Source organism: Streptomyces sp. NPDC058307 (assembly GCF_042880295.1).
Lineage (GTDB): Bacteria > Actinomycetota > Actinomycetes > Streptomycetales > Streptomycetaceae > Streptomyces.
The window spans coordinates 104,410-120,022 of the sequence record NZ_JBHVYZ010000020.1 but is presented as its reverse complement, the minus strand read 5'-3'; the positions used below and the strand labels follow the sequence as shown (position 1 = coordinate 120,022).

Annotated in this window: 4 protein-coding genes; all 4 read left to right on the top strand. The window is 71.9% G+C overall.

The window, feature by feature from the left end:
- The first annotated feature begins 558 nt into the window (after nucleotides 1-558).
- The 4 genes from ACFVYN_RS17285 (at nucleotide 559) to ACFVYN_RS17270 (ending at nucleotide 15,608) form a co-directional block, all read left to right on the top strand.
- On the top strand, nucleotides 559-783 hold the full coding sequence (locus ACFVYN_RS17285) for an MbtH family protein (RefSeq protein ID WP_389998811.1): 225 nt from the start codon (nucleotides 559-561) through the stop codon (nucleotides 781-783).
- A gap of 70 nt (nucleotides 784-853) precedes the next feature.
- Complete coding sequence (locus tag ACFVYN_RS17280; protein ID WP_389998808.1) at nucleotides 854-2,149, top strand: MFS transporter; 1,296 nt, start codon at nucleotides 854-856, stop codon at nucleotides 2,147-2,149.
- An 83-nt stretch (nucleotides 2,150-2,232) separates the two neighbouring features.
- Nucleotides 2,233-7,965, top strand: a complete 5,733-nt coding sequence (locus ACFVYN_RS17275; protein WP_389998805.1) for an amino acid adenylation domain-containing protein — start codon at nucleotides 2,233-2,235, stop codon at nucleotides 7,963-7,965.
- A gap of 23 nt (nucleotides 7,966-7,988) precedes the next feature.
- Nucleotides 7,989-15,608: an amino acid adenylation domain-containing protein gene (locus ACFVYN_RS17270; RefSeq protein WP_389998802.1), complete on the top strand. Its 7,620-nt coding sequence runs from the start codon at nucleotides 7,989-7,991 to the stop codon at nucleotides 15,606-15,608.
- Nucleotides 15,609-15,613 lie beyond the last annotated feature (5 nt).

Below are 15,613 nucleotides of genomic sequence, written 5' to 3'. Positions count from 1 at the left end.
TTGCCCCACCCACCCCCCCATCCCTGCCCTGGGTGTGGGGGGGGGGGCCCCCCGGTGACGCCGCCCCCCCCCACCCCCATGTCACCGACAGTTTGGCAGTTGCCAGAGCAATTGTCAATTTTTGGCAATGACCCATGAGTCGGGTGGCAATGCCCAGGCATCCGTTACGGATTTTCGATCATGTCGGCGGTCACGGCCAGTCGATTACCGGAGCACCCGAATGTGCCAGCGAGGCCGTCTGGACCGGACTGGTCGCCCCCGTCGCGGCCTGGCCGTGGCTGATGGTGAAGGTGAGCGCGACCAGAGCGAGAACGGCGCCAAGTCGGTGCAAACATCGCATTCGGTGGATCCCCTCGTAGGCATGGGAGAGCGTTGCTGCTGTGGTGTCCGAGCCGGACGTGACGTCAAGCTAGCGGCTAGGCACAGGATTTGACAAGGTGTTGCCAAAATTCCGAGCATTGTGGAAAGGTGATGCCATCAGCGTGACAATATGTGGTTGGCAAAGCGGTCCGCTGCGGCTCGCCGCTGGGGCGATCGGGCAATCCGAGGAGTGAACCGATGGTGAATGCGCTGGAAGATCCCGGGAGCCGTCTGGTCGTGGTGGTGAACGGCGAAGGGCAGCACGCGCTCTGGCCGGACCACTGCGCCGTGCCCGTCGGCTGGACTGCCGTACACGGCCCGGCGGACCGGTCGACATGCGTCGCCTACGTCGACGCGCACTGGACGGACATGAGGCCGCTGAGCCTCCGCTTTTCCATGGAGCGACGGCCACCCGTGGAGTGACGGCCACCAGTCCCGCCGCCCTCTCCGCCTCTCCCTCCCATCCCACTCCCGCCGAAACCGGAGGTACGCCGTGCAGGCACCCCATCCGCCCGGCCCCCTCTTCCGGAACAGGGCGTTCGCCTTGTTCTGGTCGAGCCAGTCGATCTCTTTCCTGGGCACACAGGTCACCTATGTGGCACTGCCCCTCACCGCGGTCGTCGTCCTGCATGCGTCACCGATGGAGGCCGGTCTGCTGAGCGCCCTGGAGACGCTTCCCTTCCTGCTGTTCGGGCTCTTCGTCGGTGTCCTGGTGGACCGACGGGCCCGGCGGCCCATCCTGATCACGGCGAACGCGATCAGGTTCGCCGCGCTCGCCTGGATCCCCGTGGCCTACTCGCTCGACGTGCTGACGGTCCCCCAGCTCCTCGTCGTGACCTTCCTCGTGGGCGTCATGACCGTCTTCTTCGAGATCGCCTACATGTCCTATCTCCCAGGACTGGTCGGTCGTGAGCGGCTGATGGAGGCCAACGGCAAACTTCAGGCCTCCGCCTCGACCGCCGAGGTCGCGGGTCCGGGCATCGCCGGCGGACTGATCGGCGTGATGAGCGCTCCCGTGGTGATCGCCATCGACGCCGTGAGCTATCTGATCTCGGCTCTCGCCCTGATCAGACTGCCTGCGGACGCCGCACCCCAGGCCGAGGGGGAGGCCGAGGGCAAACAGTCGGTCTGGGCCTCGCTCCGCGAGGGATTCGCCGTCGTCGGGCGCAGCCCCCTGCTCCGCTGGTGCACCGTCGCGGTCTTCTTCCTCAGCCTGTTCTTCAGCTCGATCATGGCTGTCTACTTCCTCTACCTCATCCGTGAGGTGGGACTCGCTTCGACGGCGGTGGGACTGATCGTGGCCGGCGGCAGCGTCGGCGGCCTCGTCGGCGCCCTGCTGTCCGAGCGGCTGAACGCCCTGCTGGGCATCGGCCCGACCCTGGCGGCAGCCGTGGCTTTGCCCGGCGTCGGCTTTCTCCTGCTCGCCACCGTGGACGGGGACTCCCTCGGTTCCGCCGCGCTGGCCGGAGTCGCCACCTTCATCGGGTTCTTCGGCATTCCCGTGTGGGACGTGACCGTGATCAGCTTCCGTCAGTCGATCACCCCCGAGCATCTGCAGGGCCGGGTGAACGCGACTGTGCGCTCGCTCTCGTGGGGAACCCTGTCACTGGGCTCCCTGATGGGCGGTGCCCTGGCCAGTGCCTGGGGCCTGCGCGAGACGGTCGTCGTGTCCGCGGTCGGACTGTTCGTGCCCTCCCTGGTCGTACTCCTGTCCCCGGTGCGCGCGATGCGGCACCTGTCCGAGCAGGTGGACGGGCCGGCGCAGCCGAGCCCGGTCAGCACCTCCTGAGAATCCCGTCCGGCGAGCAGGCCGGATCCGAATCCTCGGCTCCGTCCCCCGGTGAGCCATGTCCTTTGAAGGAGAAGCCCGACGTGGCGGACATCGCACACGAGCGGTACCGGTCCGACGAAGCGCCCTCGTTGCCCGGATTCCCCGCCGACCGCCCGCGGTCCTCGACGCGCCGTGAACCGCGCGACTCGGTGAGGGTCACACTCGGCGCCCTGATCGCACGGCGTCTGGGCCGGGTCGCCGCCGCCCACGACACCGACCGGTTCACCACGCTGACGGCGGTGTTCACCCTGCTGGCGGGCCGTTGCGCGGGAGTGGCCGACGTCTGCGTCGGTGTGCCGGTCGGGGCCCACCCGTACGACCCGCTGGTGCTGCGTTCCCGTTGGGAGGACACACGGACCTTCGGGGAGTTCCTGACGGAGGTCCGGGACGGCTTGCGGGACGCCGCCGAGCGCCCGCACGAGCGCGACGACTCCACCCGGACGGCGCCGTTCCGGCTGATGACGGCGATGCGGGACGCGTACCCCGCCCAGTCCCCCCGCCCCGCCCAGCCCTCGTCCCCCACCCCCACCTCCGACCTCACCCTGTTCTGGAACGGGCTGTCACCTGACGGCACCCTGTGCGGCACGATCGAGTACGACACCGCCCTCTTCGACCGGGCGACCGTGGAACGGTTCGCGGACCACTTCACGGCCCTGCTGGAGTCCGCCCTCGACTCGCCCGCGTCGCCCCTGTACCGGCTCGTGCACACGACCGCTGAGGAGCGGGCGCAGCTCGCCGCGTGGGGATCGGAACCGGTACGGACGGCCGCCGTCAGCGTGGTCGAGGCACTACGCGACCGGTCCCGGACCGCCCCGGACGCCGTGGCGTTGGTGTTCCGGGACGGAACCCTGACCTATGGAGAGCTCCATGCCCGGGCCGAGCGCATGGCGACAGCCCTCCTGGAACGCGGAGTACGGGCGGAGAGCGCCGTCGGACTCGCCATGGAGGCCTCGGCCTCGCTGGTCGTCGCGATGCTGGCGGTGCTGCTGGCCGGCGCCGCGTACGTGCCGCTCGACCCGGGGCATCCCGACGCACGGCTGGCCCACATGGTGGCGGACAGCCGTACCTGCCTGGTGATCGCCGACCGCGACGTCTCCTTCGGAGGCGACGTCCCCGTGGTCCCGGTCGGCGAACTGCGGGCGGGGCCTGTAGGAACGGCGCAACTCCCGCCGCCGCATCCCGACCAACAGGCCTGTGTGCTCTACACCTCGGGCTCGACCGGCCTCCCCAAGGGCGTCGCCATCACCCACCGCGGGATCGTGCGCCTGGTCCGCGACACCGACTACCTCGGCTGGGACTCCTCCGACGTGGTGGGCCAGGTCGCCAACACCTCGTTCGACGCGGCCACCTTCGAGATCTGGGGGGCACTGCTGAACGGCGCGCGGCTGGTGGGCGTCCCCAAGGACGACGTCCTCTCACCCCCGGCGCTCCGCCGGCGCATCGAGGCCGACGGACTCACCTCGATGCTGCTCACCACCGCCCTGTTCCACAAGTGCGCCGACGCGGACCCGGCGATGTTCCGGCCGCTGCGCACGCTCTTCTTCGGCGGCGAGGCCGCGGACGTGCGCAGGGTGCGGGCGGTGCGGAGCGCGGCTGAGGGCGTCCGGCTGGTGAACGCGTACGGCCCGACCGAGGGCACCACCATCGCGAGCTGCCACGACGTCGGCACCCCGCGCGCCGACGCCCGGGTCCCGATCGGCCGGCCGATCGCCGGAACCGACCTGTACGTCCTCGACCCCCATGGCGAGCATGCCGGCATCGGTCTGCCCGGTGAGCTCCACATCGGCGGTCCGGGCCTGGCCCGCGGATACACCGGACGCCCCGGCCTGACCGCGGAGCGGTTCGTCCCGAGCCCGTTCGGGAACGGGGAACGCCTCTACCGCACCGGGGACATCGTCCGCTGGCGGGCGGACGGCGTCCTCGAGTACCTCGGCCGCGCCGACTCCCAGGTGAAGCTCCGCGGGGTCCGTATCGAGCCGGACGAGATCGCGAACGTGCTCCGCGCCTGTCCCGGCGTGCGCGAGGCGGTCGTTGCGGTGAAGGGGGAAGGCGAGCGGCGCGCGCTGGCCGCGTATGTGGTCATGACGGACAGGGTGCGGGCCGAGCCCCGCGTCCTGCGGTCCTTCCTCGTGGAGCGGCTTCCCGCGGCGATGGTCCCGACCTGGTACGTGCCTCTTGACGAGCTGCCGGTCACACCGAACGGCAAGGCGGACCTGAAAGCGCTCCCCGAGCCGGACGAGCGGGACGGCGTCCGGTCCGGGACCCGGGTCCTGCCACGGGGCGCGACCGAGAAGCTGGTCGCCCGGGTCTGGTCGGAGCTGCTGCGGGTGGCGGAGGTCTCCGCGCACGACGACTTCTTCGTGCTCGGCGGGAACTCACTGCTCGCGGCTCAGGCGGTCACCCGCGTCGCAGCCGAACTCGGCGCCGAGCTCGGCATCCGGGACATTTTCGAGGCGCCCTCGGTGTCGGCGTTCGCGCGGCGCGCCGCAGCTGCCCGTTCCGTGCGCGCCGCCTCGCCCCTGGTCCCCGCCGGCGCGGGACCCCAGCCCCTCTCCTTCGCCCAGCGGCGCCTGTGGTTCCTCGACCGGCTCGACCCCGGCAGCCCGCTCTACAACGTCCCACTGGCCGTGACGCTCACGGGCGTCCTCGACCTGACGGCCCTGCGCCACGCCCTGCGGGCACTGGTGCGGCGCCACGCCTCGCTGCGCACCCGGCTGGTGGGAATCGCGGACGGCGACCCCGTCCAGGTGGTCGACGAGACCGGTGACGTCCGGCTGGTGGCCGAGGACCTCGGCCACCTGCCCGAGGCCGCACGGACCGCGACGGCCGCCGAGCGCGCCCGGACGGAGTCCCTGCTCCCCTTCGACCTCTCGGAGGGCCCGCTCGTCCGCTTCCGCCTGCTGCGTCTGCACGAGCGGCGGTCCGTGCTGCTGGTGACGATGCACCACGCCGTCTGTGACGGCTGGTCGGTCGGTGTACTCCTGCGCGACCTGGTGGCGCTGTACCGGGCGGGGCTCGACGGCGCGGGCGAACCGCCGGAGCTCCCGGTCCAGTACCCGGACTACGCCGTCTGGCAGTGCGCGCTCCTCGACGATCCCGACCAGAGCGGACGACTGGGCTACTGGACCGACTGTCTGGCGGGCGCGCCGCCTGTCCTCGACCTGCCCACCGACCGCCCTCGTCCCGCTTCCCCCCGCCACGTCGGCGACACGGTCGAGGTGCGGCTGTCGAGCGAACTGACGGCCCGGCTCGGCGAGGTGAGCCGACGCTTCGGCACCACCCGCTTCATGACCCTGCTCGCCGTCTTCACGCTGCTGCTGGGCCGGTACGCGGGGGTCCGGGACGTCAGCGTCGGCACGCCGGTGTCCGGCCGGACCCGTCCGGAACTCGAGGACATGATCGGGTTCTTCGTCAACACGCTGGTGCTGCGCTCCCGCTGGGACGAGGAGCAGACGTTCGCCGAGTTCCTCGCCGTCGTACGGGAGAGCGCGCTGAGCGCCTTCGAGCACCAGGACGTCCCCTTCGAACAGGTGGTGGAGGCCGTCCGGCCGCCCCGTGACCCCAGCTGGACGCCCCTGTTCCAGGTGATGATGGCGATGCAGAACGTGCCGGGGGACGCCGTCGTCGCGCCGGGGCTGTCCATGACGGTGGACGAGTCCGTCAGCCCGGTGGCGAAGTTCGACCTCACCCTGGTCTGGGAGGAGTCCTCGCTGGAGTCGGGGGCTCTGCGCGGTGCGATCGAGTATGACGTCGACCTGTTCGACCGAGCCACCGTGGAACGGCTCGCGGGCCACCTCACGACCCTGCTGGAGTCCGCGCTGGCCGCCCCCGAAGCTCGGCTCGACGAGCTGTCCCTGCTCGGCGCGGCCGAGCTGGAGGCCCTGGCGGCAGGCGCCGGTACGACGTCCGGGGCGGCGGCGGACACGCTGGTGCGGCTCCTGGCCGAGGCCTGCGCCCGCTGGGGCGAGCACACCGCGGTCAGTCAGGACGGCCGGTCCCTGACCTATGCCGAACTGGCCGCCCACTCGGACAGGATCTGCGCCCACCTGCGGGCCCGCGGCGTCCGGCCGGGCAGTACCGTCGTCGTGCGCATGGAGCGCGGACCCGCCTGGCCGGCCGCGCTGATCGGGGTCATGAAGGCCGGGGCCGCCTACGTCCCGGTCGACGTCGCAGCCCCGCAGGACCGGTTCGAACAGGTACTCGTGGACTCGCGAGCGGTCCTCGTAGTGGGCTCGTCGGAGACCGGTCGGCCCGGGTGCGGTGACCTTCCCTTCGTCTGTGCCGAAGAGGCGCTCCGCGCGGACGGGCCCGCCCCGGACGACGCGCCCTGCGCCACCTCCCCGACGGCGACGGCCTACGTCCTCTACACCTCGGGGACCACCGGCACCCCCAAGGGGGTGTGCGTGAGCCAGGGCAACCTCGCCCACACGCTGCGGGCGATCGCGGACCGCTACGGGCTGCACCCCGACGACCGGGTGCTCCAGTTCGCCTCCACCGCCTTCGACGTGGCGGCGGAGGAGCTCTTCGCCACCCTCATCCGGGGCGGCCAGGTCGTCCTGCTCCCGGCGGGACCGGTGCCCGGGATCGCGGAACTGACCGGACTGGCCCGACGGGAACGGCTGAGCGTGCTCAACCTTCCGGCGTCGTACTGGCACGAATGGGTGGCCGTGCTCGACCGGTACCCGGCGGGCGCCTGCCCCGCTCTCCGGCTCGTCGTGGTGGGCAGCGAACGGGTCGACGCCGGGCGGCTCGCGCAGTGGCGGGCCGCGGTGCCGGCCGGGGTGCGCTGGCTGAACGCCTACGGCCCGACGGAGACCACCATCACGGCCACCCTGCACGAACCGGGTCCGGGGCAGTCGTACGAGGGGACGACCGTGCCCATCGGCAGACCCCTCCCAGGGGTCCGCGCGTACGTGCTCGACGAGCGGCTCCGGCCCGTCCCGCCTGGCGTTCACGGCGACCTGTACCTGGCAGGCCCCGGAGTGGCCCTGGGCTACCTGGGAGACCCCGGGCGGACGGCGGCGTCGTTTCCGCCCGACCCGTGGGGACCGCCGGGCGAGCGCATGTACGCCACGGGCGACCGGGCCCGCGCCGCCGCCGACGGGACGCTCGAGTTCCTCGGTCGCGACGATCACCAGGTCAAGCTCCGCGGCTTCCGCATCGAACTCGGCGAGATCGAGGCCGCCCTGAACGCGCACCCGCGCGTCATGGACGCGGCGGCGGTGCTGCGCGAGGACGTTCCCGGCAGACCCGTACTGGTCGGCTACGCCGCCCGCTCCGGCGCCGTCACGGCGGCCGAACTGCGTGAGCACCTCGAACGGAAGCTGCCGGAGTACATGGTGCCCGGCCCGATCGTCCTCATGGACGCGCTGCCGCGGGGCGAACGCGGGAAGACCGACCGGCGCGCCCTGCCGCCTCCCGACCGGGCGGCAGACACCTCTGCCCGTCTACCGCTCGCCGGCGCGACGGAACGCCTTGTGGCCGCCGTGTGGAGCGAGGTCCTGGTGGTCGAACAGGTGGGCGCCGAGGACAACTTCTTCGAGGTCGGCGGGCACTCGCTGCTTCTGCTTCGGGTGCAGGCCCGGCTGACGGAACGGCTCGGACGGCAGATCCCGGTGGTGGACCTGTTCGCGTTCCCCACCGTCCGGAGCCTGGCTCGCCATCTCGCCGAGGAGGGGCGGGGCCCCTCCTCGACGGGTGACGCGGGACGCCGCCGGGCGGCCGCACGCAAGGCGCGTTCGCGCGCACAGACACCGCGGAGGACCGCGCGGTGACTTCCGACATCTTGGAGACAGGAATGACGAACGACATCCCGGACGACGGCGGAACGCCCGCCGGAGCGGTCGCCGTCGTGGGCATGGCCCTGCGATGTCCCGGCGCGGACACCCTGGACGCCTTCTGGCGGAACCTGAGCGACGGCATCGAGTCGGTCACCACGTTCACCGACGGGGAACTCCTCGCCGCGGGCGTCGCGCCGGACGAGGCCGCCCGGCCGGACTACGTGCGCCGGCTCGGTGTGCTCAGCGACATGGAGGGCTTCGACGCGGCCTTCTTCGGCTTCTCCCGGCGCGAGGCCGAGATGCTCGACCCGCAGCACCGGCTGCTGCTGGAGTGCGCCTGGGAGGCCCTGGAGCACGCCGGCAGTGCCCCGGGCGCCACGGACAAGGTCACCGGCGTCTACGCGGGCGTCGGCGAGAGCGCCTACCTGCACCGCAACCTGCTGCCCAACGGTGACCTGGTCGCACGAGTGGGTGAGTTCCAGACGGCCCTCGGCAACGACAAGGACTTCGTGCCGACGCGAGTCTCCTTCAAGCTGGACCTGCGGGGGCCGAGCGTCAGCGTCCAGACGGGGTGCTCGACGTCCCTCGTCGCCGTGCACATGGCGTGCCAGTCCCTGAACAACGGCGAGTGCGACGTGGCGCTGGCCGGCGGTGCCACTGTGATCCCGCAGCGGCGGGGACAGCTGCACGAGAAGGGCGGCATCAGGTCGTCCGACGGCCACTGCCGCGCGTTCGACGCCGCCGCGGACGGCACCGTGGCCGGCAGCGGCGCCGCCGTCGTCGCGCTCAAGCGGCTCGACGACGCCCTCGCCGACGGCGATGTGATCCACGCGGTGATCCGGGGGTCCGCCGTCAACAACGACGGCGCGCGCAAGGTCGGCTTCACCGCACCCAGCGTCGAGGGTCAGGCGGACGTGATCGCGGAGGCGCTCGCCGTCGCCGACGTCGACCCGTCCACGGTCTCGTACATAGAGACCCATGGCACCGGCACCCCGCTGGGCGACCCCGTGGAGGTGGCCGCGCTCAAGAGCGTCTTCGGCACGGACTCCACCGGCCCCTGCGCCCTCGGCTCGGTGAAGACGAACATCGGACACCTGGACACGGCGGCCGGTGCGGTCGGCCTCATCAAGGTGGTCCTCTCGCTCCGGGCCAGGAAGATTCCGCCGTCCCTGCACTTCACCGAGCCGAACCCGCGACTCGGACTGGACGACAGCCCGTTCCACGTCAACACGGCCCTGGTGCCGTGGGAGGGCGAGCGACTGCGGGCGGGCGTCAGCTCGTTCGGCATCGGCGGCACCAACGCCCACGTCGTCCTCGAAGAGGCCCCCGCGCGCACGCCCGCCGGCACAGGCCGTACCCGGCACGTCCTGCCGGTCTCCGCCGCGACTCCCACCGCGCTGGCGACGGCCGTCGACCGGCTCGCCGGTCACCTGCGGGCCAACCCGCACGAGCGCGTCGACGAGGTCGCGTACACCCTGCAGCGAGGCCGCCGCAGGCTCGCGCACCGCGGGTTCGTCGTCGCCGGCGGCGTCGACGAGGCCGTCGAGGCGCTGGCCTCCGGCGTCCCGGCGCGGCACGGTGCGGCCGGCCCGTCCCAGGACCGCGAGGTGGTCTTCGGCTTCCCCGGACAGGGCACCCAGCGTGCGGGCATGGGCCGGGCGGCCTACGCACAGGAGCCGGTGTTCCGTGCGGAGGCCGACCGGGCCGCGGCCCTGCTGCGGTCGCTGACCGACGGCGCCATCGACGTCCGGCCGGTCCTCGGTCTCGACGGCCCGGTGCCCGACGACGATGGAGCGACGGTCGACCGGACCTCGGTCGCGCAGCCGGCGCTCTTCGTCCTGGAGTACGCGCTCGCCCGGCTCTGGGAGTCCTGGGGCGTGCGCCCCGTCGCGATGGTCGGGCACAGCCTCGGCGAACTGGTGGCCGCCTGTGTCGCCGGAGTGATGTCCTTGGAGGACGCGCTGCGTCTGATCGCCGTGCGCGGCCGGCTGATGCAGTCCGCGCCATCCGGCGCGATGACGGCCGTCCCGCTGCCGGAGAGCGAGGTGGTGGCGCTGCTCGACGGTGTGGACCTCGCCGCCGTCAACGGACCACGCGAGTGTGTGGTCTCCGGCCCGGCCGACGCGATCACGGCCTTCGAGGCGCGGCTCGCCGGGCGCGGCATCGTCTCCAAGCGGCTGCGCACCTCCCATGCCTTCCACTCGCGCCTCATGGACGGCGCGGCGGCCGCGTTCGAGGAAGAGGCCGCCCGCGTGAGGCTCTCGCCTCCGCGCATTCCGTTCGTCTCCGACGTGACGGGCGACTGGATCACCGACGAGGAGGCCACGAGCCCGGCGTACTGGGCACGGCAGATCCGCGCCACGGTCCGCTTCGACGACGCCCTGAGCGCCGTCCGCGACACCGGGGCGGTGCTCCTGGAGGTCGGTCCCGGTCAGGTGCTGACCCGGCTGGCCCGGGCCGCCGGCTCCGCCGCGGTCGCGTGCCTGCCCGCCGGGGCCGGGACCGACGGGCCGCCGGAACTGCTGTCGGCCGTCGGCGAACTCTGGTGCGAGGGCGTCGCGGTGGACTGGGAGGTGCTGGCCGGCGGGGTCCGGCCGCACCGCACGGTTCTGCCGGCCTACCCCTTCGAACGCGAGCGGTGCTGGATCGACCCGCCGTCCGCCGACGCCACCGGCGGCTGCCGCTGCGGCGGCCGGACCGACCAGAGCGTGGCGGAGGAGCCCACGACACGGGAGCCGGCACAGACCGCCGCACCCGGCTACCAGGACCCGACCGAGCGGGAGGTCGCCGCGGTCTTCGCCGACCTCCTCGGCGCCCGCGCCATCGGCCCGGAGGACGGCTTCTTCGAGCTGGGCGGGCACTCGCTGCTCGCCACCCAGCTCGTCTCCCGGGTACGGGCCCTCTTCGGCGTCGACATCCCGCTGCGCACCTTCATCGAGTCGCCGACGATCCGCGGCCTGGCGCGTGCGCTGGTCGCCGCCCGCGACGAGTCCGGGGACGGCGCCCCCGCGGCACTGCCGGTCGCCGTGGCCGACCCGGCCGCCACGGCGGAGCCCTTCCCGCTGACCGATGTGCAGCAGGCCTACTGGATCGGCCGCACCGGGGTCTTCGACATCGGCAACGTCGGCATGCACGGCTACGAGGAGTTCGAGGTCACCGGCCTCGACCTGCCCCGGCTCGAGCACGCGTTCCGGCGGCTCGTCCGGCGGCACGGCATGCTCCGCGCGATCGTGCTGCCCGGGGGTGAGCAGCAGATCCTCACCGATGTACCCGACTACGTCATCGCCGCCCAGGACGTGCGGGGGCGACCGGACGACGAGGCGCGCGAGATCCTGGAGGCCACCCGCGACGCCATGTCCCACCAGGTGTTCGCGCCCGAGAGCTGGCCGCTGTTCGAGCTGCGCGCCACCCTCCTGGACGGTGACCGCACCCGCCTGCACTACAGCATCGACGGTCTGATCACCGACGCCCGTAGCTCGAACCTCCTGCTCCGCGAACTCGCCGACCTGTACCGGGACCCGGACCTCGACCTGCCCGAGGTCCAGCTCTCCTTCCGGGACTACGTCCTGGCCGAGCAGAGTCTGGAGGAGACCGACCTGTACCGCCGTGCGCAGGCGTACTGGTGCGAGCGGGTGCCGGAATTCGCCCCCGCCCCCGAGCTGCCGCTGGCCCGTGAGCCGCGCACCATCGACACGCCCCGCTTCAGCCGGGTGAGCGGAACGCTGGACGAGGAGCGCTGGAGCCGGCTCAAGGCGGTCGCGGCCCGCCGCGGCATCACCCCCACCGCGCTCACCATCGCTGCCTACAGCGAGGCGATGGCGACCTGGGCCACGCACCGCAGGTTCACGCTCAACCTGCCCATGGCCAACCGGCTTCCGCTGCACCCGGGCGTGGACGCCGTCGTCGGCGACTTCACCTCGGTGACGCTGTTGGAGGTCGACGCGGCCGGCACCGGCTCGTTCGGTGAGCGGGCGCGGGCGGTGCGGGATCAGCTGCTGACCGACATCGACTACCGCCTGTTCAGTGGTGTCCGTGTCCTGCGCGAGATCAAGAAGGTGCGCCCGGACGCGGCGATGCCGGCGGTGTTCACCAGTCTCTTCCTCGACCACGGCCAGGACACCGGCCTCGGCCGGGAGGTGTTCAGCATCTCCCAGACACCGCAGGTGTGGATCGACGCCCAGGTCTTCGAGTCGGAGGGCTCCCTGGCCCTGGACATCGACGCGGTCGACGAGCTCTTCCCCGACGGGCTGGTCGCCTCGATCCACGCCGCCACCCTGGACCTGCTGCGGTGGCTGGCCGACGACGAGGCACGGTGGAACCTGCCCCTGCCGTCGCTGCTGCCGGCCGCGGTCGCGGCGGCGCGGGATGACTACAACCGGACGGCGGGCCACCTGCCGTCGGGCCTGCTCCACGAGCCGTTCTTCGCCATGGCCGAGCGCGCTCCGGACCGTCCGGCCGTGATCACACAGACCCGGACGATGAGCTACGGCGAACTCGCCGGCCGCGCCCGGGTGATCGCCGCCCGGCTCACCGCGCTGGACATCCGGCCGAACGACCTGGTCGCCGTGGTCATGGAGAAGGGCTGGGAACAGAGCGCCGCGGTGCTCGGCATCCTGGCCTCGGGCGCGGCGTACCTGCCGGTGGACGCGGAGCTGCCCGAGGAGCGGATCCGCTTCCTGCTCGCCCAGGGGCAGGTCCGGGCCGTGCTGACCCAGTCGTGGATCGCCGGGCGGCTGACCGGGCCGCTGGGGCCGGACGGCACGGTGTTCCCCGTGGACACGCTGCCCTCCGACCCGGGCGCGCCGCCCGCCGTCCGGCCGGCCACGGAGGCCGGCGACCTCGCCTACGTGATCTTCACCTCGGGCTCGACCGGTGTGCCCAAGGGCGTGATGATCAGCCACCGTGGCGCCCTCAACACGGTCGTCGACGTGAACGACCGCTTCGGCGTCGGGGAGGACGACCGGACCCTGGCCCTGTCGTCGCTGAGTTTCGACCTGTCGGTCTACGACATCTTCGGTCCCCTGGCCGTCGGCGGCGCCGTCGTCGTCCCCGACCCGGCCTCGCACCGTGACCCGGCGGTCTGGCTCGACCTGGCCGAACGGGCCGGGGTCACCGTGTGGAACTCCGTACCGGCGCTGATGGAGCTGCTGGTCGAGCACATGACCGTGGGCGGTGCGCAGAGCGACGCGCTGCGGCTGGTGATGCTCAGCGGTGACTGGTTCCCCGTCACCTTGCCGGAGCGCATCCGACGGGTCCTGGGAACGCCGGAGATCGTGAGCCTCGGCGGTGCCACGGAGGCGTCCATCTGGTCCATCCTCCACCCTGTGGGCGAGGTGCCGGCGGACTGGCCGTCGATCCCGTACGGCCGCCCGATGCGCAACCAAACCCTCCACGTCCTCGACGAGGCGTTCGGGCCGCGGCCGACCGGTGTTCCGGGGCAGCTCTACATCGGCGGCGCCGGCCTGGCGGAGGGCTATCTGCGCGACGAGGCGAGGACCGCCGCGAGTTTCGTGCGCCACCCCGTGACGGGCGAACGCCTGTACCGTACGGGCGATCTGGGACGGTTCCTGCCCAGCGGCGAGATCGAGTTCCTCGGCCGCGAGGACTTCCAGGTCAAGCTCCAGGGGTACCGCATCGAGCTGGGCGAGATCGAGTTGGCGCTGCTCCAGCATCCCGCCGTGCGCGGCGCGGTGGCCGTCGTCCACGGCCGCCCCCAGGGAGCCAAGCGGCTGATCGCATTCGTCGTGCCCGAGGAGGGCCGGCAGGTCCCGTCGGACGTACGGGAGTTCCTCGGCGCGAAGCTGCCGGGCTACATGGTGCCCAAGACCGTCGTCGGGATCTCCGGGCTTCCGCTCACGGCCAACGGCAAGGTCGACCGGAAGGCCCTCGTGGTGCCGGACGAGCCGGACGAGCCGACGGTGTACGAGGCACCGGCCACGGTGGTCGAGAAGATCGTCGCGGACGTGTGGGTGAGCATGCTGAAGGTCGAACGGGTCGGTCGGCGGGACCACTTCTTCGAGCTCGGCGGCGACTCGCTCACTGCCATGCGCACGGTCGTGCGGCTACGCAAGGCCCTCGACGTCGAGATCCCCATCCGAGTGATCTTCGACAACCCTACGCTGGAGCGCATCGCGGCCGCGATCGACTCCGACTCCGCCCGCGCCTGTGCGGACGGCGGCGGCACGTCACGTCCGGTGGCCGGACCCGTCCGCGCGGACCACGGTGGGGCTCCGGTTCCCCTGACGTCCGCTCAGGCCCGCCTCTGGTTCCAGGACCAGCTCGTTCCGGGCAGCACCACGTACAACCTGGTCCAGCCGTTCCGCCTCGCGGGTCCGCTCGACGTCACCGCCCTGCGCGGCGCCTTCGAGATGTTCGTCGACCGGCACGACGTCCTGTCGCTGTCGTTCGAAGAGGCCGGGGACGCCCCCCACCAGATGCCCGGCACCGGCAAGCCGCTGGACTTCCAGCTCATCGACGTGTGCGACGACCCGGAGAAGCTCGCTCCGGAGCGGGTGATCACCGAGGAGGCACGCACCCCCTTCGACCTCGCGAGCGGACCGCACTTCCGGGTGAGGCTGCTGCGGATCGCACCGCGGGAGCACGTCCTGGTCGTCTCCGTGCACCACATCGTCTGGGACGCCTGGTCGACCTCTGTCATGGTCCGTGAGATCAGCGAGCTGTACCGCGGCGGGAACGCGTCCGTCCTCCCGGAACCCGGTGTGCGTTACGCCGACGTCGCTCTGTGGGAGGCCGAGCAGGCCGGCTCGGGCGAGTTCCGGCACCAGATCGACTTCTGGCGCCGCGAACTGGCCGCTCCGCTGCCCGTACTGGCCCTTCCCACCGAGGGGACGATCGAAGACTCCGAGGTCATCGAGGGGGCCCGCGCGCCGCTCGCGGTCGACCCCGTGGTGGCCGCCGGCTTCAGGGACGTCTGCACGGCCGAACGCGCGACCACGTTCATGGGGTACCTCGCCGCATGGAAGGTGCTGCTCCAGTGGTGGTGCCGCCAGCAGGACATCGTCGTGGGCGTTCCGGCCGGCCACCGCGCCCACCCGCAACTGGAGAACACGATCGGGTTTCTGGTCAACAGCCTCGCCATCCGGACGCGGTTCACGGGCGACCCCACCTTCACGGACGTGCTCAGGGAGGTCCGTGAGAAGGCGCTGGAGGCGTACGCGAACCAGGACGTGCCGTTCGACCACGTCGTCCAGGCCGTCAGGCCGGAACGCCGCTCGGGCGAGTCGGCCCCGGTGTACCGCACCTGGTTCCTGCTGGAGGACGTCCCGCTGTCCGACTGGGACATCCCCGGCGTACGTGCCGAGGAGATCGACGCGGAATTCCTTCTGTCGGTGCACGACATCAAGCTCACGCTCGTGGCCACCGCGGAAGGCGGAATGGAGGGCGGAATCGACTACCGCGTCGGCCTTTTCTCCGATTCCACCGTCCGCCGTCTGACGCACTGCCTGACTGAACTGGTGAAACTCCTGTCCACCGAACCGGACGCGAGGCTCAGCCTCGTCAACCGCACTCTGGAAAACCTGTGGGAAGGAAAGGAAGAGGCGCGGAAAAAGCGGTCATGGAACGACATCCGGTCGCAGCGGCGACCGCAGGACAACCGAGGAATGCTGAATGCTTGACGCCG